The following is a 23,566-nucleotide window of genomic DNA, read 5'->3' as shown; positions in this document are numbered from 1 at the left end:
AAAAAATACAATATCTCAATTAGATAAAAATATACTTATTATGTAGGAGTCACCAACAAAAATTGTTGTTATGGCAAGTCATGCTAGTTTGTCAGAAAACCGCTGAAACATAACCCTTCGACTGCGCTCAGGGTACATCGTTACGTTGGCTGAGCGGTGGTCACTGAGCGCAGCCGAAGTGAGTCGAAGCCAACAAGTGAATAGCTCTTGGCACGCCACACACAAAACAACGCGCTTGTTCTTCTAATTTAGCATTAAACCCTAAAAATAATTCTGCACGTGCCGTTGGTAATGGCGGTAAATGTTGGGAATTTGCCAATGGCAATTGTTTAAAGGGCTGTTGATCGGCCAACCACTCATCTTTGGCCACATGCCGCCAGTGCAATTGAGCAGCTTCGGGGCTGTTAATAAAGTCCTGATACATGATCCAATTACCTTGTAAATGATTGGGTGATAAACAAGAAACCGTTGGACTGTGCGCGCGTGCTAAGAGATTTTTAGCGGTTGAAGGATAAAATAATCGTCCTTTAACTAGCAAACAACGTTTATTAATTTTGTAGTCCTGATATTGATCGGCCAAAAATTGTTTAGTCGCCAAATGATGCAATTTTCGTCCTAAAGAGTCGTTATCGTTTGCTCCTAACCAATGATAGGCATCAGTGAGTGGTGGATAACCTAAATAAAATTTAATGGCCACTTCCCAATGTTCAATCTCGCCTGTTATTTTGTTTCTAAGCAAATAATCTAACTCACCAATCGTGATTTTTCCTTTAAACAGCGTTGCTCGATGCTTAATTAACTCAAAACAGTGATATTGATTATCTTGCAACCAAAACAATAACAAATACTCAAAGTAATAACCTAAACGATGATTATTATGCTCCGCCAAAAACTGTTCTAAAATGAGGGGATTGTCTTCGAGTTGCTGCAAACGTGGTAAATACGCCTGATATTGTTGCTGCCAAAATTGATCATCCAACACAGTTAAGGGCTGATTAAATTCAGGTAAAAATTTTAATAAACTAGGTGCGGCTAAGATCCATGCTAAATTGCGCACGTGTGGATGGTAATAAGGCAAATTCAAGCGTTTACTCCTCCGCTAAAGGCATTAAAAACCACAAAATGATATAAATTAAAATACCTGGTACGGCTGCACTGACTGATGAAATAATCACAAAGGCTAAGCGTACTTTAAAGGGACTCCATCCTAAATAATCGGCTATACCTCCCATCACTCCAGCAATGATATTATGTTCACGGGAACGGACAAATTTTTTATTAGCCATTGTTTTTACTCTCAAATACAACAGTTCAGGACTTACGCATTTCACAGAAAGCTTGTGTTGAGCAAAGTCTAAACAAGCGTGTTTTGTACCCCCCTCAGTCCGCCCTTAATAAGGGGGGATGCCGAAGGCAGGGGGGTAAATGTGAGTAAATAAGCGATAACTACGTAAGTCCTAAGTTAAAATTTCTTTTTATAGTTATACCACAATTTTTAGAGCAATATCTTTATGGACTTTTTCCCCCAACGTATTGTCTGTTTAACCGAAGAAACTACTGAACTTTTGTATTTATTAGGCCAACAACATCGCATTGTGGGTATTTCGGGGTTTACCGTCCGTCCACCACAAGCACGCAAAGAAAAGCCCAAAGTCTCAGCATTTACCTCGGCCAAAATTGACAAAATTTTGGCACTTAAACCCGATTTGGTATTGGGGTTTTCGGACTTGCAAGCCGATATTGCGGCTGAATTGATTAAACAAGGGGTGAACGTTTATATTTTTAATCAACGCTCAGTGAACGAAATTTTGGCGATGTGTGTGCAATTAGGGGCAATGGTTGGCCAACAACAAGCAGCGTTGGCATGGGTTAATGAGCGTCTGGCATATATTGAGCAATTAAAACAACAACATAGCCAACGAACCGTTAAACCCGTTGTGTATTTTGAAGAGTGGTACGACCCCATTATTACCAGTATTCAATGGGTGGCTGAGTTAATTGAAATTGCAGGTGGGCAGTATGCTTTTCCTGAACACGCTCGGCAGTCTTTAGCAAAAAATCGGATTGTGGCTGACCATCAACAGGTCATTGCTAAACACCCCGATATTATTATTGGCTCTTGGTGTGGGCGAAAATTTAGACCCGAACAAGTGGCTGCACGCGAAGGCTGGCAACATTTGCCAGCGGTACAAAACCAACAAATTTTTGAAATTAAATCGGCAGATATTTTGCAACCCGGCCCTGCGGCGTTAACCGATGGTTTGGCACAATTGGTGGAAATTGTTGAGGGTTGGTATAGAAAATACTAATATTTAGCTTACAACCCATCAGGCATATGTCCCAATAAGCCTTGATAAGCTTGAATAACCTCACGATTACGCTTGGCTAAAAAACCCGTTCCCAAGCTTGGCACACGTGAACGATCAACATCATAATTGGCCTGACGGAAACCACGGCTAAAATGTTCATTCGTTGCATCACGACGATAAGGACGAGTCGCAACAGACACCGCCGCAATTTGACGTGGATCAAGGCTACGACTAAAACGCGCAAAACCTTGATAAGCAAAAGTCTCCTCAACCCAACGTTGATTAATGTGCAAAAAGCTATCTAACAAAGCAAACAACACCTCAGAAACGGTATTCTCCTGCAAGGTCACTGACACCAATTGTTGATTAAAATGGGCTAAATCCCCTTCTTGCTGACGAGCCAAAGGTGCATTGCCCAAACGTACCACTAAATAACTAAATGGCTGTTGAGCATGAAAACTCACCACGTCAATGTCATGCTGAGCAAACTTTACACCTGCCAATAATTGCTCAATATCGGCCAAAGTTTGCAAACGAGGTTGCTCTTCTGCTGCAACCAAATCAGCATTTTCTGTCAATAAAGGCAAATCTTGATGACAGCTAAATGGCGCACTAACCTTTGCTTGCCAAGCATCTTTTACGGTTAATAATTCTCGTACTTCATGCTCATAGGCTTTGCTAATCGCCAAAAATGCCGTTTGAATGACTTCGGAGGTTGGCGTGTCACGGTCAATACGCCATTTACGACCATAAACCAATTTGTGTGGGCGCTGTTGATCGCCACGCTCATAATTTTCACGGCCAATCATGCCCACTTGCATATACAAACCATTATGGTCTTGCCCTGCAAACAACAAGGTTTTATCGTCAAACTGAATATCAGCGAGTAAAGCACGCACAGATCTTAGGGTTTGTTGATAACGTAAATAGTGCTGAGGAATGCCAATATAACCATTAGGCAATTCAATACTTGGCGCATTAGCCATTGGTGTTTCAGCGTTAATTGGCCATGACGATAAAGCAACAACAGCACTCATGGTTTTACCCTTTTGATGAAGATAAATAATATTTGATGAGTGCTATTGTGATTATTTCTTTAATTAACGAGAATACCTATAAAAAGCAAATCATAATTGTTATTTTTGCAATAATTTTAATGTGATTAATGGGACTTACTCGGTTATTGCTTGTTTCGACTCACTTCGACTGCGCTCAGTGACCACCGCTCAACAAACAAAGCAATGCCCCCTGAGCGAAGTCGAAGGGTAAGTTTTAAGAGAAAGCTTCCTATTAACTGACTGGCATTAATTAACTCAAGGCTTTTTCTTGGCGCAAACGTTCAACGACTAAATCGACAAAACTACGCACACGCGCCGATTTATGCCGACCTTCACGATGCAAAACATGGATCGGTAAGGGTGCTGACTCAAAATCGGGCAATAAAATCTGTAATTGACCACTCTCGACAAAGTGCGCAATTTGATACGACATTAAGCGTGTCACCCCAAAGCCTGCTAAGGCAGATTCAATCGCACCATCATTGGTGGTTACCGTTAAACGTGGTCGCAAACGTACCGACAAAGCTTGTTGCTCTTGCCAAAATTTCCATTCCACACTGGGTGTCACCCCCGTTGCCGCAACAATTCGATGCTGTTGCAAATCATGAGGATGATTAGGCACACCATATTCCGCCAAATATTGTGGTGAGGCACATAACACCCGACGGATTTGCCCGACACGCACCGCCTTTAAACTGGAATCCGGTAATTCACCAACCCGAATGCCCACATCTACCCCTTCTTCCATCATGTTAACCACACGATCTAAAAACAAGGCACTGACATCCATGCTGGGATAACGTTGTAAATATTCAACAACCACAGGCATGACAAACATTTTGCCAAATAAGACTGGCGCAGTTAGGGTTAATTGCCCTTTGGGCGTGCCATTAATGCCAACCAAGGCATCTTCAGCTTCATCAACTTCGGCAATAATACGCCGAGCATCATCCAAATAGCGTTGACCTAATTCGGTTACTCGAACATAACGTGTTGTTCTATCTAATAATTTAACCGCCAACCGACTTTCTAAAGCTGAGATGGCTCTGGTGACGGCAGGTGGTGACATCGCCAAACGTCTTGCTCCACCCGAAAAACTTTCGGCTTCAGCAACAGCGACAAAAATCGTCATTAAGTCTAAACGATCCATATATTTCCCCTTTTTTATCTTTAATACCATCATTATTCCATTTTAGGCAATAAATAATTACCTAAAACAAGGATTCTTTAAAAAAACAAACTATATCACTATAGCCACACCAACAAACCTAACCGAGGAAAAAATCATGAGCCGTATTAACACTGTCACTAACGCAACTGCTAACCAAGAACAATTAGCATTGTTTGATGCCATCCAACAGAAACTAGGCATGGTGCCAAACTTCTTAAAAATTTTTGCTAATTCGCCTGCGGCATTGCGTGCTTTTTTAGGCTTCCACAGTATCGCTAATGAAGGCAGTTTAGATGCCGCCACGCGTGAGCGTATTGCCTTAGCGATTGCTCAACAAAACACTTGTGAATATTGTGTTTCTGCACACACCGCCATTGGCCGCAAAACTGGCTTAGACAATGAAGAAATGGCCGCAAATCGTGCAGGTGGCAGCCAAGACGCAAAAGCTGCTGTTGCTGTGCAATTTGCCCGTGCGTTGATTGAACACAAAGGCGAAGTCACTACAGGTGAAATCCAAGCGATGCGTCAAGCAGGCTATAGCGATAGTGATATCGTTGAAGTGATTACCCACGTTGGTCTTAACTTCTTAACCAACTTAATTGGTAAAGCCAGCCGTGTTGACATTGACTTTCCAAAAGTCGCTTTAACTATCTAACCATTTTTTAGGACTTACGCAGTTATCACTTATTTCAGCGAAATGCGTAAGTCCATTTTTAACTCTGAGGAGAACCATCATGACTGCTGTCACCGTCTATAGTACAGGTACTTGCCCTTGGTGTGTGCAAGCCGAGAATTTATTAAAACGGGTTGGTGCAACGGTTGAAAAAATCCGTGTTGATCAATCAGATACTCAATTAGAGTCTATGATTACACGTAGTGGCCGTCGTACTGTACCGCAAATTTTTGTTGGCGATGTTCATATTGGTGGCTTTAATGATTTAGTTGCTTGTGAACAGAGTGGCGAATTGCTAAAACTGATTAACAAGTAAGGACTTAGGCATTTCACCGAAATATTCAAGTCCTAAACTAACCGCGTTCACCCCTTGGTTTGGAGAACTATCATGCCCCGTGCTTTTGCTGAATTAACTTTTACTCCAGCCGTTAAATCGGCACAAACACGTTACGGCAGTCGTGAGGCAAACCAAGGCTTTGAACTGGCGACTGAGCCTCGTAACGAACTCACTGCCCGTGAAATGGCTTTTATTGCCGAACGTAATAGCTTTTATCAGGCAACCGTTAACGAAGAAGGTTGGCCGTATGTGCAACATCGTGGTGGTGCACGTGGCTTTTTAAAAGCCTTAGACAGTCGTACCTTGGGTTATGCCGATCTTTCTGGAAATCGGCAATACCTAAGTGTTGGCAACCTTACTGCCAATAATAAAATTTCCTTATTTTTAATGGATTACCCCAATAAACGTCGCTTAAAACTTTGGGGAACGACACAGATTATTCATGCTGATGATCATCCAGAATTATTAGCACAATTAGAGATGCCTGATTACCGCGCACCTGTTGAACGTGGTATTTTAATTCGTGTTGAGGCATGGGACTGGAATTGTCCAAAACATATTACGCCCCGTTATAGTGAAGATGAGCTTACTGAACAATTAGCGGACTTACATCAACAGATTGCACAACTCAAAGTGCAGTTACAAAACCAGCAGCGCGCATTACACTCTGGTGGTGCTGAACTATTTAAACCTTAAACAAAATAGGACTGACGCATTTCCCCGAAATTAGCGCGTTTTGTGAGCATAAAATCGTTAAAAACGATTTAAATGCGAGCAAATAAGCGATAACCGCGTAAGTCCTAAAAAGGAATACGATAATGACTAACGAAATTCGTCCACCTGTTCCTCCTTTTACCCGTGAAACAGCCATCCAAAAAGTACGGATGGCTGAAGATGGTTGGAATAGTCGTGATCCTCAACGTGTGTCTTTGGTGTATACCGAAGATAGTCAATGGCGTAACCGTGCTGAATTTCCGCGTGGTCGACCACAAATTATTGAGTTTTTAACCCGAAAATGGGCGCGTGAACTGGAATATCGCTTAATTAAAGAATTATGGGCATTTGATGGCAATCGTATTGCGGTACGTTTTGCCTATGAATGGCATGATGATAGTGGTCAGTGGTATCGCTCTTATGGCAATGAAAATTGGGAATTTAATGAACAAGGCTTAATGCAGCGTCGTTTTGCTAGCATTAATGATTTGCCCATTAAAGCGTCCGAGCGTTTATTCTTTTGGCCATTAGGCCGTCGTCCTGACGATCATCCTAGTTTAAGTGATTTAAATCTTTAAACAAAAAAGCCTTGTCTTTCGACAAGGCTTTTAGATTACTCTGCTAATCAGTGCGGTAAAATCAACAACTTAGCCATTCTAATAACTTCGATAGCTGGTTGTGGATACATACCTAACAATAACACTAAACCAGCAACACCTAATACCATAATACCGCCAGTACGTTGTCCCCAATCGTTAGCCGCATCATGTTTAGGCATACCAGAAGCAGCCATATAAAGGGTGACCATGACGCGTAAATAATAATACAAGCCAATCGCACTACCTAAAATCACCACGCCTAACAACCACCAGTTGCCAGTATTCACACCAGTTAACATCACATAAAACTTAGCAATAAAGCCTGCCGTTAACGGAATACCTGCTAAAGACAACATCATCACTGTCATCACTGCGGTTAAATAAGGACGACGCCAAAATAAACCACGATAGTGATGTAAGCTGTCAGCATCTTCGTCGTCTTTACCTTGTGACATTAAAGTCACCACACCGAAAGCACCTAAAGAGGTTAACACGTAAGTTAACAAGTAAACATGTACCGTTTCTAACGCTGTACCGCCACCAGACGCTAAAGCCACCAATAAGTAACCTAAGTGGGCAATTGAGGAATAACCCAATAAACGCTTTAAGTTAGTTTGCATTAATGCCAATAAGTTACCCAATAAAATGGATAAAACGGCAATTACGCTAAACACTTCGCGTAATGGCAAGGTAAATTCAAACGGTGTTTCAACTAAAAAGCGAACCAACACCGCAAATACAGACACTTTACCAATGGTAGCTAAAAACGCACCAACAGGTGCTGGTGAGCCTTGATAAACATCGGGTGTCCATAAATGGAACGGTGCTAAAGACAATTTAAAACAAATCGCAATCACAATCATGCCAACGCCAAAAGTGGCTAAATGGCCGATGGGTGCACCACCGCCTAATTGTTCGCTGACACCTGAGAAGGCTAATGTGCCTGTTTGGGCATAAATTAACGCCATACCAAACAACATAAAAGCAGAAGCTGTTGCGGATAACACCATGTATTTGATGCCACTTTCTAAGGAGCGACTACGATGATGAGTATAAGCCACCATGCCATAGACAGGCACAGACATTAACTCTAAACCAATAAAGAACGAAGCCATGTGCCGACTACAAACCAATACCAAAGCACCTGCGGTTGCAATCAACAACAACAAATACATTTCTTCACGGTTGTTTTTGTAACTATCAATAAAAGCATGGGTTAAGGTGGAACAAGCCAATGCTGCCACCAAAATCAAAGCCATATAAAAATAAGCAAAATTATCAACGACCAATAATGGCGTAATGGCTGTTGGTGCTGTACCTTGCCAAACTAAAGCAATCACTGAAGCCAAGGCAAGGTTTAAACCCACCACTGTGATCGTTGCATTCCACCAATGATGACGCAAGAAGGCAATTGCCAACATCACCACAACCGTTGTTGCACCCAAAATGCCAACTGGCAACAGAGGTAAAAAAGTCTCAAAAGTCAGATTCATAATAACCTCAGGGAGCCAATGTGGGTGCTGGGGTATTGATTACAGCAGGCACAGTGATGGCTTTTGGAGCATAAATTTGCTCAATTCGTGCCATTGATGCTTGCGAAACATTTAATACAGGTTGTGGATATAAACCTAAAAACACCAAGATACCCACTAAACTGACCACTAATGCCAATTCACGACCTGATAAATCAGGCAATTTTTCGTCAGATTTTGCCTGACCAAATAAGGCACGGTGGATCATAATTAAGGAGTAAACACCTGCCAAAATTAAACTAGCAGTGGCAATAATGGTGATTAACGGCACAACCTTAAATGCACCCAACAAAATCAAGAATTCACCAATAAAGTTTGCTGTACCAGGAATCCCTAATAAAGCGGCGGCAAATACCATTAATAACGCAGGTAAATAGCTAAAACGTCCCCACAAACCACCCATTTCACGCAAGTCACGGGTGTGGATACGCTCATACAATTGGCCAGATAAAATAAACAAACCACCTGCACAAATACCATGTGCCAACATCTGAATCACTAAACCTTGTAAGGTTAATAAGTTACCAGAGTAGATACCAATCAACACAAAACCCATGTGGGAAATACTGGTATAAGCAATTAAACGTTTAATATCGGTTTGGGCAAAAGCCAAGAATGCACCATAAAACACGCCAAAAATACCCAACCACATGGCGATTGGCGTAAATTCAGCAGAGGCATTCGGGAAGAATGGCAAACCAAAACGCAATAAACCATAAGCCGCTGTTTTTAACAAAATACCTGCTAAGTCAACACTACCTGCGGTAGGGGCTTGGGCATGGGCATCTGGCAACCAAGAGTGAACTGGCACAATCGGTAACTTAACGGCAAAAGCGACAAAGAACGTTAACATTAAGGCCATTTCTAAATTAGGTGACATGTATTGATGTGCACCTAATAAGGCATCGTAATCAAAACTTAATACGCCTGTTGCTTGGTAATTGACTAACACTAAAGCCAAAATACCCACCAACATAATCAAGCCGCCAGCTTGGGTAAAAATAAAGAACTTATTAGCTGCATAAATACGGCTTTTACCATCAGAGCCTGCATGCCCCCATAAGGCAATTAAGAAATAAACAGGAACTAACATCATCTCCCAAAAGAAGAAGAATAAGAACATGTCTAAAGAAATGAATACGCCAATAACACCACCCAAACTCCATAATAAGTTAAGGTGGAAGAAGCCAACATGACGTTGAATTTCTGTCCAAGAACAGCCAATGGCCATAATACCCAATAAGCCTGTTAACATGACCATGAGCAAAGACAAGCCATCTAAAGCCAAATGGATACTCACACCTAAGTGAGGAATCCATGTATAACGCTCTTCTAATTGCCAATGAGGCGCTGTTCCAACAGTTGCATTTGCTAAAGAGTAATCACCCTGCATCCACAACTGACAACCTAAACCCAACACGGCTGCCATACTAATCAAGGCAATCCAGCGTGGAACACCGAGGCCAAGCTTTTCGCCGACCCAACACAAGAAACCACCAATAAAGGGGATTAAAATCAGTGCTGAAAGAATCATGGTCTTGACTTAGCCTCTTAGATTTAATTGTAGATACAACACCATGCCTAGCACTAAAACTGCACCAAGCAATACACTGGCTGTGTACCAACGTAAACGGCCATTTTCGGATGTGCTGACGGCACTATGTCCTAAACGGGCAAGACGGGGAATCAAACCAATGGCTTTATCAATACCGTCATGACGATTTAAATGGGCAATCAATAAATAAGGCTTAATGAATAACCAGTTATATAACCAGTCAAAACCCCAACCATTCATCCACAAACGAGACAAGGCATTACCCACTGCACTATTTGCTAAAGCAGTTGGAACACGACGTTCACCCATAAATAACGCAGCACCAATCGCCAAGCCTACTAAACCTGTACCAATGGCTAAGATTTCAACAAAATGTTTGGTTTCTTCGCTAATTGGACTGGCAAAGGCTGGCAATACACCTTCTAAAGGTTGGTGAATAAATGCACCTACGCCAGTAGATAACACTAATAACACCCCTAAAGGTAACCAGTAAGAAACGCCATGAATTTCATGGGCATGACCATTTTCTTTGCCGTGGAACACAATATAAATTAAGCGGAAGGTATAAATAGAGGTAAACAAAGCACCGACTAAACCTGCCCAAAATAAATCGGTATTACCACTGGCGTAGGCTTGTAACAAAATCGCATCTTTACTATAAAAGCCTACAGTGATGAATGGGAACGCTGCCAATGCACCGCCACCAATCAAGAAACAGGCATAGACAAAAGGAATCTTTTTGTACAAACCGCCCATTTTGAAAATGTTTTGCTCATGGTGACAAGCAATAATTACCGCACCTGCGGATAAGAACAATAAAGCTTTAAAGAAGGCATGAGTCATTAAGTGGAAAATTGCCGCATGCCATGCACCCACACCCAAAGCTAAGAACATATAACCAATTTGGCTCATGGTTGAATAAGCCAACACACGTTTGATGTCGGTTTGCACTAAAGCGGAGAAGCCTGCTAATACTAAGGTGACTGCACCCACCACACCCACTAAGTGCAAAACTTCTGGAGTCATTAAGAACAAACCATGAGTACGTGCAATTAAATACACACCAGCGGTAACCATTGTTGCTGCGTGGATCAATGCAGAAACAGGTGTTGGGCCAGCCATCGCATCCGCCAACCATGTTTGTAACGGTAATTGCGCTGATTTACCCACCGCACCACCTAATAACATTAAGGTAGCAAAGACCAACATCGGGTCATTAGCTTGCCAATGGGTTGGTGCTAATTTAACGATTTGCTGAATGTCTAAAGTGCCTAGTTCTTTAAATAAAATAAATAAACCAATGGCCATAAACACATCACCCACACGCGTGACGGTGAATGCTTTAATCGCTGCTTCGCCATTGGCTTTGTCAAAATAGTAGAAACCAATTAATAAATAACTACAAACGCCTACCCCTTCCCAACCTAGGTACAACAGCACTAAGTTGTCACCTAACACCAATAACAACATACTGGCAACAAATAGGTTCATATAAGAGAAGAAACGCTCAAAGCCATTTTCACCACGCATATACCATGAGGCAAATAAGTGAATGAAAAAGCCAACACCCGTTACTACACCCAACATGGTTAAGGACAAACCGTCTAAATGCAAACCAAAACTGGCGTTAAAGTCGCCAATTTGCATCCATGTCCACAAGGTTTGCACATAAGAGCCGCCTTGTGGCACGTTTTGTAAGAAGTCCATGCCCACATATAAAGCTGTCAAAGCGGATAAGCCCATCGAGCCAACACCAATCACTGCCGCGACGTTTTCAGACAAACGTTGGCGGAATGAGGCTAACAACAAAAATCCCACTAAGGGGAAAACAAAGGTTAAATAAAGTAAGTTCATCCGCGCATCTCACTTGCCACATCAATATCGAGCGAATGATGGCGACGATAAAACTGCAACACAATGGCCAAGCCAATGGCAGCTTCGGCAGCAGCTAAGGTTAAAATTAAGATAAACATGACTTGGCCATCAGGTTGTGCCCAACGACTACCTGCAACAACAAACGCTAAGGCTGCTGCATTCATCATCACTTCTAAACACATCAACATAAAGAGGATATTACGGCGCACAATCACGCCAACTAACCCCAGTACAAAGAGCGTGGCCGCGAGTGCCAAACCGTGCTCCATGGGTATTGCTATCATACCTGTACCGCCTTTTTGCCTAGGCGCACTGCGCCATTTAATTTGAAATCGTTAATTAATCTTCGTGTTTGCCTAAATGGTAAGCTGCCACTAAAGCCCCTAATAATAATAATGAGGCTAATTCGACCACCAACAGATAAGGGCCAAATAACGACACCCCGACTGCTTTGGCATCAACCATTTGATACCCTGTTTGATGGTCATGGCTTTGACTTAACAAATACACCATTTCGGCTAATAAAATACCTGCTAAAGCACTTGCACCAAACCACGCTTGTGGACTCATCCATTGCTTTTCTTGGTTAACTGTGTGTTGTCCCAAATTGAGCATCATCACCACAAACACAAACAACACCATAATTGCGCCTGCATAAACAATGATTTCGAGCGCTCCCGCAAATGGTGCACCCAACATAAAGAAAATCATGGCCACGGCTAATAAAGACACAACTAAGTTTAATAACGCATGAATTGGGTTGCTGTTGCTAATCACACGCACCGTACTAAATACGGCAATGGCAGCAACGAGATAAAAAAGTATCATTTCCATTTTTAACCTCGGCTTATGGCAACAAGCTTTTAACGTCAACAGGAGCTGATTCGTTTTGGGCTTCGCCTTTGGCTTTACCCGCAACCGCCATACCTGAGACACGATAGAAGTTATAGTCTGGATTTTTACCGCCACCCGAAATTAATAAGTGTTCTTTTTCATACACTAAATCTTGACGATTAAATTCAGCCATTTCAAAGTCTGGTGTTAATTGAATCGCGGTGGTTGGGCAAGCTTCTTCACACATGCCACAAAAAATACAGCGTGAGAAGTTAATACGGAAAAACTCTGGATACCAACGACCATCGGCGGTTTCTGTTTTCTGTAAGGAAATACAACCTACAGGACAAGCAACCGCACACAGGTTACAGGCCACACAACGCTCTTCACCATCAGGATCGCGGGTTAAGACGATACGACCACGATAACGTGGTGGTAAATAGACTTTTTCTTCTGGGTATTGAATGGTGTCACGCTTACGAAAGCCATGACTAAATACCATAAGCATACTGCGGACTTGTGTCCCTGCGCCTTTGATAATAGAAATTAAATTCATGCTGCTGAACCCCATGTCAAAATCACGGCGGCGGTTACTAAAAGATTGAGTAACGTGACGGGCAAACAAAATAACCAACTAAATTTCATCACTTGGTCATAACGCGGACGCATCAACGAGCCACGGACTAACACAAATAACATGATGAAAAAGGCAGTTTTACCAGCAAACCAAAGAAATGGTGGAATAAAATCTAAGAAGGAAAATAATGGCAACCAACCACCCAAAAACAAGGTCGTTAACATGGCTGAAACCACAACTACCGCCACATATTCACCCACGAAGAACATACCCCATTTCATACCAGAGTATTCAATATGATAACCGTCAGCCAATTCTTGTTCGGCTTCGGGTTGGTCAAATGGATGACGGTGAGTCACCGCAATACCTGCGACTAAGAAGGTACAAAAGCCCAAGAACTGCGGAATAATGTTCCACATACCTTGTTGGGCTTCAACAATTTCACGCATATTAAACGAGCCAGCTTGGGCAACAACACCCATTAAGGCTAAGCCCATAAACACTTCATAACTCAAGGTTTGTGCGGCAGCACGTAAACCACCTAATAACGAGTATTTGTTATTAGATGACCATGCCGCAAACATCACGGAATAAACCGCTAAGCCTGCCATACCAAAGAAGAATAACAAACCAATGTTTAAATCAATTACCCCCCATGTGGGTGTAATCGGTACAACCGCCATCGACAACAACACGGTTCCCATGGCAATCGCTGGTGCTAATCTAAAGGTTAACTTATCCGCAAAGGGCGGTGTCCAGTCCTCTTTGAAGAACATTTTGAGCATGTCGGCAGCAATTTGGAACATACCATAAGGGCCAACACGGTTTGGGCCATAACGGTCTTGCCACCAAGCCAATAAACGACGCTCAATAAAACTTAATAAAGCTGCTAAAATAACCGTGGCAAGCAAAATCACCACGGCTTGTGCAACAGCGACCAAGGTCGCTACGATTTCGGGCGTAAGCCAATCAAACATTATGCGCCCTCCCCTGTTACTGTCACCCATTCATTACCTTGAACCACAGGCACACCCGCTAAACCGATCGGTAAACCAATCGTACCTTCGGCTTGGGCTTCATCAATACGTGCGGTTAATTTAAGCAATTTCATGTTTAAACCAACAATAACCGTTTGATGATCGGCAACACGCAAACGTTGAGCATCGGCGGTGGCTAAAGACACATAAGCTTGTGGAAGTCGGCTTTCCATGACTGGTGCACGTGCGGATAATTCATCGCTACCAAAAATATGATGAATCGGTTGCACTAAGAATTTATCGGCAGCAGGGGTAAACGCAGCAGGAATGTTTTTGGCATAACCGCCCGCTTGACGTGGCACGTTATCAAACAAACGTACACCCGCATCACCTGAACGTAAATGGCCACCCACTTCATCTTGGAATTTGTTCCATGCTTGTGGAGAGTTCCAACCTGGTGCCCACGCAAACGCGGTCAACGCGCCTGCGTTTTGTGTGCCAACGTAGCCTTCCATCGAGAACGCTAAAGCACTGTCTTGGTCTTGGGGTTGACGCGGTTCATGGACGCTGATGTTGGCACGCATTGCCGTACGACCACTATAACGACGTGGTTCACGCGCTAGTTTTAAGCCTTTAATACGGAACGAAGCATCAGGTGCAGCGTCTTTAATGGCGGCTAAACTTGGTACACCCACCACTAAGCTATCAATCACTTCGTCTAGTTGTGTCCAGTTAATGTCTGCGCCAACAATGCCAGTTTGCACCGCATGCAACCAACGCCAGCCTTCTTTGACTTGCTGTTCTGGCTTGTAATAAGAGGCTTCATAGACTTGGAAGAAACGTTGGGCACGGCCTTCGTTGTTAACCACTGTGCCATCGCCCTCAGCAAAACTAGCTGCCGACAAGACGATATGTGCTTTGTCAGTGGTTGCGGTTTGTTGATGATCCAACACAATCACTTGTTTGGTGGCTTGTAATGCCGCATCAACCACACCGGCAGGCAGACGACGATATAAATCGTTTTCGACAATCACGACTGCATCATAATGAGCTGCTTTTAAGCTCGCCAACGCTGTATCTAAGTCTTGGCCACCCAATAAGCTAACACCCAAGCTATTCACTTCAGGAACAACTAAAGTAATGGCGGCTTTTTTACCTTTAACTAATAATGCTTGTACAATATTAGCGGCTGCTAACAATAAATCTTCGCTGGCTGCCGATGTTCCAGCCACAACTAAAGGTTGATCAGCTGCTAATAAATCTTCAGCAATCTTTTTCGCCCAAGCTAAGGCTTCAACGCTCATATTCGGGACGGCAGGTGCATTGCTATCAATCGCATGCGCTACGGCAAAACCTAAACGTGCTTGGTCAGGAATCGCCGCAAAACAGGTTTCTTGCGCCACATCATCTAAACGTGTGCCGCTTAAACTGGTGATATACAGCGGTGACAACTCATGCTGAGCAATGTTTTTGACCGCTAATTGATGCCAATCACTGGTTTTACGCTGGGCAGCTAATTGTTCTGCTTTGTTTTTGATGCTTTGACGTAAAGCTAAGGCAATACGTGGTGCTGTTTGGGTGACATCTTCACCCAACACCAAGACTGCATCTTTATCTTCAATCGCACGTAACGATGGCGTATCAACACCTTCAGTTTGCAAAATTTTGCTGACTAAGGCGACACGAGCTTGTTCAGCCGCGGTCATGCCTGTCGCAAAGTTGGCAGCACCAACCAACTCACGTAAGGCAAAGTTGGTTTCGAGGCTGGCGCGTGGCGAGCCAATACCTAAGACTCTTTTGCCTTTTAACTGAGCAATGGCGGTATCTAAAGCATTATCAACGCTGGTGGCAGCTAAGCTTGCACCTTGACGAATCATCGGTTGACGCGGACGATCTTCACGGTTGACATAACCGTAACCAAAACGACCACGGTCACACAAGAAGTAATGGTTTACTGCACCGTTGTAACGGTTTTCGATACGACGTAATTCGCCATAACGCTCACCAGGACTGGTGTTACAACCCACAGAACACTGTTGGCAAACGCTCGGTGCGAATTGCATATCCCACTTACGGTTATAACGTGCAGAGTGTGTTTTATCGGTGAACACACCCGTTGGGCAAACTTCAACTAAGTTACCCGAGAACTCACTTTGTAACACGCCATCTTCAGGACGACCAAAGTAAACGTTGTCATGTGCGCTATAAACGCCCAAGTCTTCGCCGCCTGCGTAGTCTTTGTAATAACGCACACAACGATAACAGGCGATACAACGGTTCATTTCATGATTAATGAACGGGCCTAAATCTTGGTTTTGATGCGTACGTTTCGTGAAGCGATAACGGCGACGGTCATGACCTGTCATCACGGTCATATCTTGCAAATGACAGTGACCACCTTCTTCACAAACTGGACAGTCATGTGGGTGGTTGGTCATTAACCATTCCACGACACTGGCGCGGAATTGTTTGGCTTCTTCGTCATCAATCGAAATAAAGGTGTTGTCGGTGGAAGGTGTCATACAAGACATCACCAAACGACCACGTTTATCTTCGGCGTTAGCATATTGCTTAACCGCACATTGACGACAAGCACCCACACTGCCCAAGGCAGGATGCCAACAAAAATAAGGAATGTCTAAACCTAAAGACAAACAGGCTTGAAGCAGGTTATCAGCACCATCAACATCATACTGTTTGCCATCTACATGAATCGTTGCCATGCCTGTTTACCCATTTATCATGGCATCTTTGGCGATGCCTTGTTCAAATTCAGAGCGGAAATACTTGAGCGCACTCATTAATGGCTCCATCGCACCTGGTGCGTGAGCACAGAAGGTTTTACCAATCCACAAATCACGAGTCAGTTTGCTTAACTGCTCAATATCATCTGGATGACCTTCACCACGTTCTAAAGCACGTAAGATTTTCACACCCCACGGCAAACCGTCACGACACGGTGTACACCAACCACAAGATTCTCGTGCAAAGAATTCTTCAAGGTTACGCAATACCGAAATCATGTTTTGTTTGTCATCAACCACCATAATTAAGCCAGTCCCCATACGGCTGCCTGCTTTCATAATGGTGTCGTAATCCATGGCTAAATCGAGATGTTCGGGCATTAAAAAGTCGGTTGATGCGCCACCGGGTAACCAACATTTTAGGTTAAGGCCATCTTTCATACCGCCTGCATGCACTTCTAACAATTCACGCGCGGTAGTGCCAATCGGTAACTCCCAAACGCCTGTACGTTTAGCACGACCAGAAACACCATATAATTTAGTGCCTGCATCGGGACTTTTGCCTTCAGACAAACCTTTAAACCATTCAGCACCACGCATAATGATTGGTGCGATGTTACATAAGGTCTCAACGTTGTTAACAATCGTTGGTTTACCCCATGCCCCAGCAATTTGTGGGAACGGTGGTTTGGCGCGTGGATTAGCACGACGGCCTTCTAAAGAGTTAATTAATGCGGTTTCTTCACCACAAATATAACGCCCTGCACCTGTATGAACATATAAATCCATACTCCAACCCGAGCCTAAAATATTGTTACCTAAGTAACCTGCAGCTTTGGCTTGTTCAATGGCCGCATTTAAGCGATCTGCCGCTAAAATATATTCGCCACGCAAGAAGATATAAGCGCGTGTTGCTTGAATGGCATAACCTGCCACAATCATCGCTTCCACTAATTGATGGGGCAATTTTTCCATCAATAAGCGGTCTTTGAATGTACCCGGTTCCATTTCATCGGCGTTACAGACGAGGTATTTTACCCCTGCGTCTTCGCCCATCGGAATCAAGCTCCACTTTACGCCTGTGGGGAAGCCTGCACCGCCCCGTCCGCGTAAATTGGCATCTTTGACCAGTTTTTGTACGTCTTGTGGCGACATCTGTTTAATGGCTTTGTGGACTGCGGCATAACCTTCTAAAGACTCATAGGTCTTAATATCGGTAATGGCCTCGCCATGCTGGAGTCGCCATGTTAATGGCCGAGTGTCGGCAGAAACCACTGTCATTGGTACTGCTCCAATAAAGAAGAAACTTGTTCGATGCTGACTGGCCCGTGGGTGTCTTCGTTAATCATTAACGTTGGCCCTTTGTCACAGTTACCTAAACAGCAAATGGGTAATAAGGTAAAACGGTTATCTGGCGTGGTTTGGCCATAGTCGATGTTTAATTGTTGTTTAATTTCAGCAATTAAATCTTCATAACCTGTTAAAAAACAACCGATACTGTCGCAAACCATAATCACGTTTCTGCCGACTGGCTTACGAAAAATCTTGTTATAAAAGGTGGCAACGCCATCGACATCAGCCGCAGGGATTTTAATAATATCGGCAATGGCATAAATGGCACTGTCAGGTACCCAACCATGCTTCTTTTGCACAATTTTTAGCGCATCAATAGACGCCGCACGCGAGTCTTCATAATGCTCTAGCGCATGTTCAATATCGTGACGCTCTTGTTCGGACATCACATAACCGTCAGTAAATTTGGGACGGCGACTAGTACAAATAATCATTTTTTCAAGCCTCTCTAAGAACTTACATACCCCCCTGCCTTTGGCATCCCCCCTTAACAAGGGGGGACTGAGGGGGGTGCAATACGCAAGTTCAGCTCTTAACGGTCAACGTCAGCCATCACAAAGTCGATACTGGCTAAATAAGCAATCAAATCTGGAATCATGCTGCCATTAATCACCGATGGAATTTGCTGTAAATGGGCAAAACTGGGTGTACGAATCCGTGTACGATAACTCATGGTGGCGTTATCGCTGGTTAAGTAGTAACTATTGATACCTTTGGTTGCCTCAATCATTTGACTGGCTTCACCTGCGGGCATGACTGGCCCCCACGATACACTCAAGAAGTGGGTAATCAAGGTTTCAATGTGTTGTAAGGTTTTTTCTTTGGGTGGTGGACAGGTTAACGGATGGTCAGCCTTATAATCACCTGCAGGCATATTTTCTAAACACTGCTTGATAATACGAATACTTTGACGCATTTCTTCGATACGCACCAAACAACGGTCGTAGGCATCGCCGTTATGGGCAATTGGCACTTCAAAGTCAAAGTTTTCATAACCAGAGTATGGACGTGCTTTACGCAAATCGTAATCAATACCTGTGGCACGTAAACCCGCACCTGTCACACCCCATGCAATAGCTTGTTCGCTGTTGTATTGGGCAGTCCCAATGGTACGGGCACGCAAAATACCATTTTTAATCGCGGCTTTGACGTATTCATCCAAACGTTTTGGCAACCATTCGACAAACTCACGGACTAATCTGTCCCAACCTTGCGGTAAATCGTGGGCAACACCACCAATACGGAACCATGCAGGGTGCATACGACCGCCTGTAATCGCCTCGATGACATCGTAAGCCTTCATACGGTCGGTAAACATAAAGAAAATGGGGGTCATGCCGCCCACGTCTTGAATATATGTACCCAAGAACAATAAATGACTGGTAATACGGAAGAATTCCGCCATCATCACCCGAATGGTTTGTACGCGTGCAGGCACTTTAATTCCTGCCAACTTTTCAACAGCCAAGACATAGGGCAAGTTGTTCATTACCCCACCGAGGTAGTCGATACGGTCGGTATAAGGAATAAAACTATGCCATGATTGGCGTTCGGCCATTTTTTCTGCGCCACGATGGTGATAACCAATATCTGGTACACAATCAATGATTTCTTCACCATCTAATTGCAAGACGATACGAAACGCACCATGTGCAGAAGGATGGTTAGGACCTAAGTTGAGGAACATAAAGTCCTCATCTTTGGTGCCACGTTTCATGCCCCACTCTTCAGGGTTAAAACGTAAGGCTTCTTGCTCAGCATCTTGTTTGGCGGCATCGAGCATGAACGGATCAAATTCGGTAGCACGTGCTGGATAATCTTTGCGTAAAGGATGACCTGTCCATGTACGTGGCAACATAATACGCACTAACAGAGGGTGGCCATCAAACTCAATACCAAATAAGTCCCACACTTCACGCTCATACCAGTTGGCATTTGGCCAAATGTTAATAACGGACGGTACATGTAAGCTATCAGCAGATAATGCGACTTTAATCCGCACATCACTATTACGCTCAATAGAGAGTAAATGATAGAACACGGTAAAGTCAGCCGCAGGCAAACCATAACGATGTTGACGTAAGCGTTCATCCATCGCACTTAAGTCATATAACATGCTATAAGGGCGGGAAACGTGACGCAAAAAACGCAAGACTTCGACTAATTTATCACGCCCCACCCATAAGGTTGGAACATCATCTTTAGTCGCTTGCAGCACAAAAGTTTCGGCACCAAATTGGGCGTATAACTCACGCACCACTTCAGGCAACTGGGTATCAGCAGTATGTTCGGCCATCTATCAAATCATCACTTGATGAGCGCTTCCATGATTACTGGCATGCAACTCTCTGAGACTTAGCCTTTATTGTCCACACCCACGCTTAAAGCTTGAGTATAGACAATACTAAATCTTATCGTTGGCTACCTAACCGTCGGTAAACACTCGTAAAACGCTTAATTTAGACTTGGTCTGGAGTACGCAAGTTGGTGACTTGGATACGTTCCGCTTGTTTAACGTCACGCTCGGCTGGCATTACAGGGCGATAAACGCCTTGATCACCACCGACCCATGTTAATGGGCGACGTTCTTTACCAATCGATTCTTGTAATAACATTAAACCTTGCAAAAAGGCTTCGGGACGTGGTGGACAACCGGGAATGTATAAATCCACAGGCAAAAACTTATCCACACCTTGTACCACAGAATAAATATCGTACATACCACCCGAATTAGCACAAGAACCCATAGAGATAACCCATTTTGGCTCTAACATTTGCTCATATAAACGTTGAACAACAGGTGCCATCTTGATAAAACAAGTACCTGCCACCACCATTAAGTCAGCTTGACGGGGTGAGGCACGAATAACTTCTGCACCAAAACGGGCTAAGTCATGCGGCGCAGTAAAGGCAGTTGCCATTTCGACATAACAGCACGACAAACCGAAGTTATACGGCCATAAGGAGTTTTTACGCCCCCAGTTAACAGCACCATGCAACATGTCTTCGAGTTTGCCCATATAAATATTTTTATGAACATGCTCTTCTAAAGGATCACGAACGATTTCTTTAGGTGCAGGATAACGCTGTTGCGGATTGTTTGGATCAATGCGCGTTAAGGTGTAATCCATAAGTCAAAACCTCAAGATAAGGTTTGTTGGCGAGGCTTTTGTTTACGGCGACGTGCTTCGGCAGTCCAATCCAATGCGCCCAACTTCCAGATATAAACCAAACCTGCTAACAAGACAAAAATAAAAATGAAAGCTTCAATAAATCCGGCCCAACCACTTTCTCGTACTGATACAGCCCATGCATATAAAAACAGAGCTTCAATATCAAAAATCACGAAAAACATGGCAATTAAATAGAATTTGGCAGAAAAACGAATACGTGCGCCGCCTGCTGGCACAATACCTGATTCAAACGGCTCATTGGTGGCACGACCTTTAGCTTTTCCCCCTAACCAAACGGGAATCGCCAACATAAAGGTGCAAATAAAAACAATACCAAAAATATAAATGGCAAAAGACCAGTTATGCGCCATTGCATCAACAGGGGACATGCAGGGGACTCCTAGCACTCAAAGCGGGGAAATAGATTTGACAGCAACTCAACTTACAAAGCAACCCTACAAGGATTATGCCTAAAGAGACAAAGTCCATAAGCTTTGTTACATACAATTACATATATTGTACTACAGTTATGATTATTTGTTCTAGATGGTGAAGATAAGAGTTTTTAACCGATTTCCCTACTGCAACTTACGCCGCAGCAAGGACAAGGCCAAAGTTACAATTGTTAATCTTTGCGTATTGGAAACATTAAAGGTGCTTGTGGGTCGTTATATTGCGGCAGAAACAACATTCTTCTTAAGCCCATCATATTAGCATAAGGGCCTTTACCCTGAACAAAATTAACCGCCCAGCTTGGTGCATTACCACCAGGATGAATAAATCCTTCAGACTCTAGACGTGTGGTATTTTTATCAATTGGTGTCCATTTTACGGTGTAGTTTTCGGCCAACATACGCACATAAGGCGGACGTGCTGGCAAATAATCGGGTAAGGCATCAAATTTTAACAACACATAAGGCTGTTTTTTGGTGATTGGATCAATGGTGACTTTTAAAATAACATCACGATCTGGAGTACCCACAGGCGCATCGTGCACCATATAAAAGATATATTCCCGATCACTAATTTTCTTTAAAAACTTTGCTTCAGTGACGGCAAAATACCAACGAGGAAAGGAATCAATATCAAACTGAATACGTGCTAAGGTTTCAACAGGTGCTTCAAGTACTGCTTCTACTCTAAAAGAACGAACAGCCTGACCTTCTTCATTTTTGACATACACTTGAATATTATGACGTTTATCGCTTTTATATAAACGCCATTCTTTTTTATCGCCTGTGTCTCGTAATTCGTCTAAATCACCTGCTGCTAATGCAGTCGTCGTTGTTGCTAATAAACTCGCCAATAATAATGTACGCTTAAACATAACCAAGGCCTAGGATTGTACTTACTATGTCCTTACCTTAAAAAATTTATCAATCATTCGACAAATCTGTAGCAAACATTGTCTTAAGACTTACACAACTATCACTATTTGTTTGCATTTCAATTGAGCATAGTCGAAGTAACGGTTTCACGCTCACAAGATGTGTTAGTTTGGGTAAAACACGTCAGTCCTATGTCTTTAATAAATATGGATAGCTTTTAAACAAATTGCAAATTCAATTTGTTTAAAAGCATCTTTCTCTAAAGGCTATCCAATTAATTTTATCTATTTAAAGACCAAACTATTAGCGAAAGTTATGACTAATGGTATTTTGGATTAATTGCTTACCGGGAAAATCGGTCATTAAAATACCAACACGACCATAAGTAGTGCCTGCTAAACGTTCACTCGCCAAACGATTTGTGCCTTCAAAAGCAATGGTACAAATGCCAATAAAACAAGCGACACGCGGAAAGTCTGGATAAGACGATTTAAAACCTGGGGTGGTTAAACCTGTTGATAATAACGGAGCTCCCGTTTGTGGCGAGCTATTACCAGAGGCAATAAAATAGGGAAATGAACCACCAGAGGCACTCAAATAATTCATATAAATAGTGCCATAACTGCCTTGGCTGGCATTGGCTAAGTGATTTTTAACTTTTGTCCATTTGCTATATAAATCCCAATTTGTCGTCACACTATAATCGTCTTGAATATTGAGCGAGCTGTAATAAATACCCCATGTTTTATAGCCAGAA

General features: G+C 43.1%; 24 protein-coding genes. 5 read left to right on the top strand and 19 right to left on the bottom strand.

The annotated features are described in order from the left end of the window. Positions 1 to 160: 160 nt before the first annotated feature. Both Q0212_RS06420 and Q0212_RS06415 read right to left on the bottom strand, forming a co-directional pair. Positions 161 to 1,084 carry a DUF1853 family protein gene (locus tag Q0212_RS06420; protein WP_297923726.1) on the bottom strand — a complete coding sequence of 308 codons (924 nt, stop codon included), beginning with the start codon at positions 1,082 to 1,084 and terminating at the stop codon, positions 161 to 163. Positions 1,085 to 1,088: 4 nt separating this feature from the next. Next, on the bottom strand, positions 1,089 to 1,286 hold the full coding sequence (locus tag Q0212_RS06415; protein ID WP_297923724.1) for a PspC domain-containing protein: 198 nt from the start codon (positions 1,284 to 1,286) through the stop codon (positions 1,089 to 1,091). A gap of 225 nt (positions 1,287 to 1,511) precedes the next feature. On the opposite strand from Q0212_RS06415, the gene Q0212_RS06410 reads away from it, so the two are divergent. Further along, a complete protein-coding gene (locus tag Q0212_RS06410) occupies positions 1,512 to 2,309 on the top strand; it encodes a cobalamin-binding protein (protein WP_297923722.1) in 798 nt (265 codons plus the stop codon). Between the two features lie 8 nt (positions 2,310 to 2,317). Here the strand turns inward: Q0212_RS06410 and Q0212_RS06405 are convergent, their stop codons facing one another. Both Q0212_RS06405 and Q0212_RS06400 read right to left on the bottom strand, forming a co-directional pair. After that, positions 2,318 to 3,346: a hypothetical protein gene (locus Q0212_RS06405; RefSeq protein ID WP_297923720.1), complete on the bottom strand. Its 1,029-nt coding sequence runs from the start codon at positions 3,344 to 3,346 to the stop codon at positions 2,318 to 2,320. A 271-nt stretch (positions 3,347 to 3,617) separates the two neighbouring features. Further along, entirely contained in the window at positions 3,618 to 4,517 is a 900-nt protein-coding gene (locus Q0212_RS06400; protein WP_297923718.1) for a LysR family transcriptional regulator, read from the bottom strand. Positions 4,518 to 4,653: 136 nt separating this feature from the next. On the opposite strand from Q0212_RS06400, the gene Q0212_RS06395 reads away from it, so the two are divergent. The 4 genes from Q0212_RS06395 (at position 4,654) to Q0212_RS06380 (ending at position 6,840) form a co-directional block, all read left to right on the top strand. Next, positions 4,654 to 5,193: a carboxymuconolactone decarboxylase family protein gene (locus Q0212_RS06395; protein WP_297923716.1), complete on the top strand. Its 540-nt coding sequence runs from the start codon at positions 4,654 to 4,656 to the stop codon at positions 5,191 to 5,193. A gap of 79 nt (positions 5,194 to 5,272) precedes the next feature. After that, a complete protein-coding gene (gene grxC / locus Q0212_RS06390; RefSeq protein ID WP_297923715.1) occupies positions 5,273 to 5,527 on the top strand; it encodes a glutaredoxin 3 in 255 nt (84 codons plus the stop codon). 72 nt (positions 5,528 to 5,599) lie between these two features. Beyond that, on the top strand, positions 5,600 to 6,244 hold the full coding sequence (locus Q0212_RS06385; protein WP_297923714.1) for a pyridoxamine 5'-phosphate oxidase family protein: 645 nt from the start codon (positions 5,600 to 5,602) through the stop codon (positions 6,242 to 6,244). Between the two features lie 122 nt (positions 6,245 to 6,366). Next, complete coding sequence (locus Q0212_RS06380) at positions 6,367 to 6,840, top strand: nuclear transport factor 2 family protein (RefSeq protein ID WP_297923712.1); 474 nt, start codon at positions 6,367 to 6,369, stop codon at positions 6,838 to 6,840. Between the two features lie 47 nt (positions 6,841 to 6,887). Here Q0212_RS06380 and nuoN read toward each other — a convergent pair whose 3' ends face one another. The 15 genes from nuoN to Q0212_RS06305 all read right to left on the bottom strand — a co-directional run. Continuing rightward, positions 6,888 to 8,354, bottom strand: coding sequence for an NADH-quinone oxidoreductase subunit NuoN (gene nuoN / locus Q0212_RS06375; RefSeq protein ID WP_297923710.1), 1,467 nt, complete (start codon positions 8,352 to 8,354; stop codon positions 6,888 to 6,890). Positions 8,355 to 8,361: 7 nt separating this feature from the next. Continuing rightward, positions 8,362 to 9,927 carry an NADH-quinone oxidoreductase subunit M gene (nuoM, locus tag Q0212_RS06370; protein ID WP_297923708.1) on the bottom strand — a complete coding sequence of 522 codons (1,566 nt, stop codon included), beginning with the start codon at positions 9,925 to 9,927 and terminating at the stop codon, positions 8,362 to 8,364. A 9-nt stretch (positions 9,928 to 9,936) separates the two neighbouring features. Beyond that, the gene (gene nuoL, locus Q0212_RS06365) at positions 9,937 to 11,802 is read right to left on the bottom strand and encodes an NADH-quinone oxidoreductase subunit L (protein ID WP_297923706.1); all 1,866 of its coding nucleotides are present in this window, start codon (positions 11,800 to 11,802) and stop codon (positions 9,937 to 9,939) included. Then, positions 11,799 to 12,107: an NADH-quinone oxidoreductase subunit NuoK gene (gene nuoK, locus Q0212_RS06360; RefSeq protein WP_297923704.1), complete on the bottom strand. Its 309-nt coding sequence runs from the start codon at positions 12,105 to 12,107 to the stop codon at positions 11,799 to 11,801. The genes nuoL and nuoK overlap by 4 nt, the downstream gene beginning before the upstream one ends. Positions 12,108 to 12,162: 55 nt before the next feature. Next, positions 12,163 to 12,651 carry an NADH-quinone oxidoreductase subunit J gene (nuoJ, locus tag Q0212_RS06355; protein ID WP_297923796.1) on the bottom strand — a complete coding sequence of 163 codons (489 nt, stop codon included), beginning with the start codon at positions 12,649 to 12,651 and terminating at the stop codon, positions 12,163 to 12,165. A gap of 19 nt (positions 12,652 to 12,670) precedes the next feature. Next, complete coding sequence (nuoI, locus tag Q0212_RS06350) at positions 12,671 to 13,213, bottom strand: NADH-quinone oxidoreductase subunit NuoI (protein ID WP_297923702.1); 543 nt, start codon at positions 13,211 to 13,213, stop codon at positions 12,671 to 12,673. Next, entirely contained in the window at positions 13,210 to 14,211 is a 1,002-nt protein-coding gene (gene nuoH / locus Q0212_RS06345) for an NADH-quinone oxidoreductase subunit NuoH (RefSeq protein WP_297923700.1), read from the bottom strand. Before nuoH ends, nuoI begins: the two co-directional genes overlap by 4 nt. Next, entirely contained in the window at positions 14,211 to 16,934 is a 2,724-nt protein-coding gene (gene nuoG / locus Q0212_RS06340; RefSeq protein WP_297923698.1) for an NADH-quinone oxidoreductase subunit NuoG, read from the bottom strand. Before nuoG ends, nuoH begins: the two co-directional genes overlap by 1 nt. 6 nt (positions 16,935 to 16,940) lie before the next feature. Continuing rightward, positions 16,941 to 18,236, bottom strand: a complete 1,296-nt coding sequence (nuoF, locus tag Q0212_RS06335) for an NADH-quinone oxidoreductase subunit NuoF (RefSeq protein WP_297923696.1) — start codon at positions 18,234 to 18,236, stop codon at positions 16,941 to 16,943. Then, on the bottom strand, positions 18,233 to 18,742 hold the full coding sequence (gene nuoE, locus Q0212_RS06330) for an NADH-quinone oxidoreductase subunit NuoE (protein ID WP_107864353.1): 510 nt from the start codon (positions 18,740 to 18,742) through the stop codon (positions 18,233 to 18,235). Before nuoE ends, nuoF begins: the two co-directional genes overlap by 4 nt. A 98-nt stretch (positions 18,743 to 18,840) precedes the next feature. Next, positions 18,841 to 20,604, bottom strand: coding sequence for an NADH-quinone oxidoreductase subunit C/D (gene nuoC, locus Q0212_RS06325; RefSeq protein ID WP_297923693.1), 1,764 nt, complete (start codon positions 20,602 to 20,604; stop codon positions 18,841 to 18,843). 163 nt (positions 20,605 to 20,767) lie between these two features. Beyond that, positions 20,768 to 21,439, bottom strand: a complete 672-nt coding sequence (locus Q0212_RS06320) for an NADH-quinone oxidoreductase subunit B family protein (protein WP_297923691.1) — start codon at positions 21,437 to 21,439, stop codon at positions 20,768 to 20,770. An 11-nt stretch (positions 21,440 to 21,450) separates the two neighbouring features. Continuing rightward, a complete protein-coding gene (locus Q0212_RS06315) occupies positions 21,451 to 21,870 on the bottom strand; it encodes an NADH-quinone oxidoreductase subunit A (protein WP_297923688.1) in 420 nt (139 codons plus the stop codon). 236 nt (positions 21,871 to 22,106) lie between these two features. Further along, entirely contained in the window at positions 22,107 to 22,808 is a 702-nt protein-coding gene (locus Q0212_RS06310) for an START domain-containing protein (protein ID WP_297923686.1), read from the bottom strand. A gap of 304 nt (positions 22,809 to 23,112) precedes the next feature. Further along, positions 23,113 to 23,566, bottom strand: a 454-nt coding sequence (locus Q0212_RS06305; protein WP_297923684.1) for a hypothetical protein, incomplete at its 5' end; no start/stop codon positions are given.

Source organism: uncultured Agitococcus sp. (assembly GCF_937920075.1).
Classification (GTDB): Bacteria; Pseudomonadota; Gammaproteobacteria; order Pseudomonadales; family Moraxellaceae; genus Agitococcus.
Note: the sequence above shows the minus strand (reverse complement) of the source record. Positions and strands in the feature narration are given on the sequence as shown.

Coding starts and splice junctions, on each gene's coding strand:
- Q0212_RS06415 (WP_297923724.1), bottom strand. CDS start 1,286: ATGGCTAATAAAAAATTTGTCCGTTCCCGTGAACATAATATCATTGCT.
- Q0212_RS06410 (WP_297923722.1), top strand. CDS start 1,512: ATGGACTTTTTCCCCCAACGTATTGTCTGTTTAACCGAAGAAACTACT.
- Q0212_RS06405 (WP_297923720.1), bottom strand. CDS start 3,346: ATGAGTGCTGTTGTTGCTTTATCGTCATGGCCAATTAACGCTGAAACA.
- Q0212_RS06400 (WP_297923718.1), bottom strand. CDS start 4,517: ATGGATCGTTTAGACTTAATGACGATTTTTGTCGCTGTTGCTGAAGCC.
- Q0212_RS06395 (WP_297923716.1), top strand. CDS start 4,654: ATGAGCCGTATTAACACTGTCACTAACGCAACTGCTAACCAAGAACAA.
- grxC (WP_297923715.1), top strand. CDS start 5,273: ATGACTGCTGTCACCGTCTATAGTACAGGTACTTGCCCTTGGTGTGTG.
- Q0212_RS06385 (WP_297923714.1), top strand. CDS start 5,600: ATGCCCCGTGCTTTTGCTGAATTAACTTTTACTCCAGCCGTTAAATCG.
- Q0212_RS06380 (WP_297923712.1), top strand. CDS start 6,367: ATGACTAACGAAATTCGTCCACCTGTTCCTCCTTTTACCCGTGAAACA.
- nuoN (WP_297923710.1), bottom strand. CDS start 8,354: ATGAATCTGACTTTTGAGACTTTTTTACCTCTGTTGCCAGTTGGCATT.
- nuoM (WP_297923708.1), bottom strand. CDS start 9,927: ATGATTCTTTCAGCACTGATTTTAATCCCCTTTATTGGTGGTTTCTTG.
- nuoL (WP_297923706.1), bottom strand. CDS start 11,802: ATGAACTTACTTTATTTAACCTTTGTTTTCCCCTTAGTGGGATTTTTG.
- nuoK (WP_297923704.1), bottom strand. CDS start 12,107: ATGATAGCAATACCCATGGAGCACGGTTTGGCACTCGCGGCCACGCTC.
- nuoJ (WP_297923796.1), bottom strand. CDS start 12,651: ATGATACTTTTTTATCTCGTTGCTGCCATTGCCGTATTTAGTACGGTG.
- nuoI (WP_297923702.1), bottom strand. CDS start 13,213: ATGAATTTAATTTCTATTATCAAAGGCGCAGGGACACAAGTCCGCAGT.
- nuoH (WP_297923700.1), bottom strand. CDS start 14,211: ATGTTTGATTGGCTTACGCCCGAAATCGTAGCGACCTTGGTCGCTGTT.
- nuoG (WP_297923698.1), bottom strand. CDS start 16,934: ATGGCAACGATTCATGTAGATGGCAAACAGTATGATGTTGATGGTGCT.
- nuoF (WP_297923696.1), bottom strand. CDS start 18,236: ATGACAGTGGTTTCTGCCGACACTCGGCCATTAACATGGCGACTCCAG.
- nuoE (WP_107864353.1), bottom strand. CDS start 18,742: ATGATTATTTGTACTAGTCGCCGTCCCAAATTTACTGACGGTTATGTG.
- nuoC (WP_297923693.1), bottom strand. CDS start 20,604: ATGGCCGAACATACTGCTGATACCCAGTTGCCTGAAGTGGTGCGTGAG.
- Q0212_RS06320 (WP_297923691.1), bottom strand. CDS start 21,439: ATGGATTACACCTTAACGCGCATTGATCCAAACAATCCGCAACAGCGT.
- Q0212_RS06315 (WP_297923688.1), bottom strand. CDS start 21,870: ATGTCCCCTGTTGATGCAATGGCGCATAACTGGTCTTTTGCCATTTAT.
- Q0212_RS06310 (WP_297923686.1), bottom strand. CDS start 22,808: ATGTTTAAGCGTACATTATTATTGGCGAGTTTATTAGCAACAACGACG.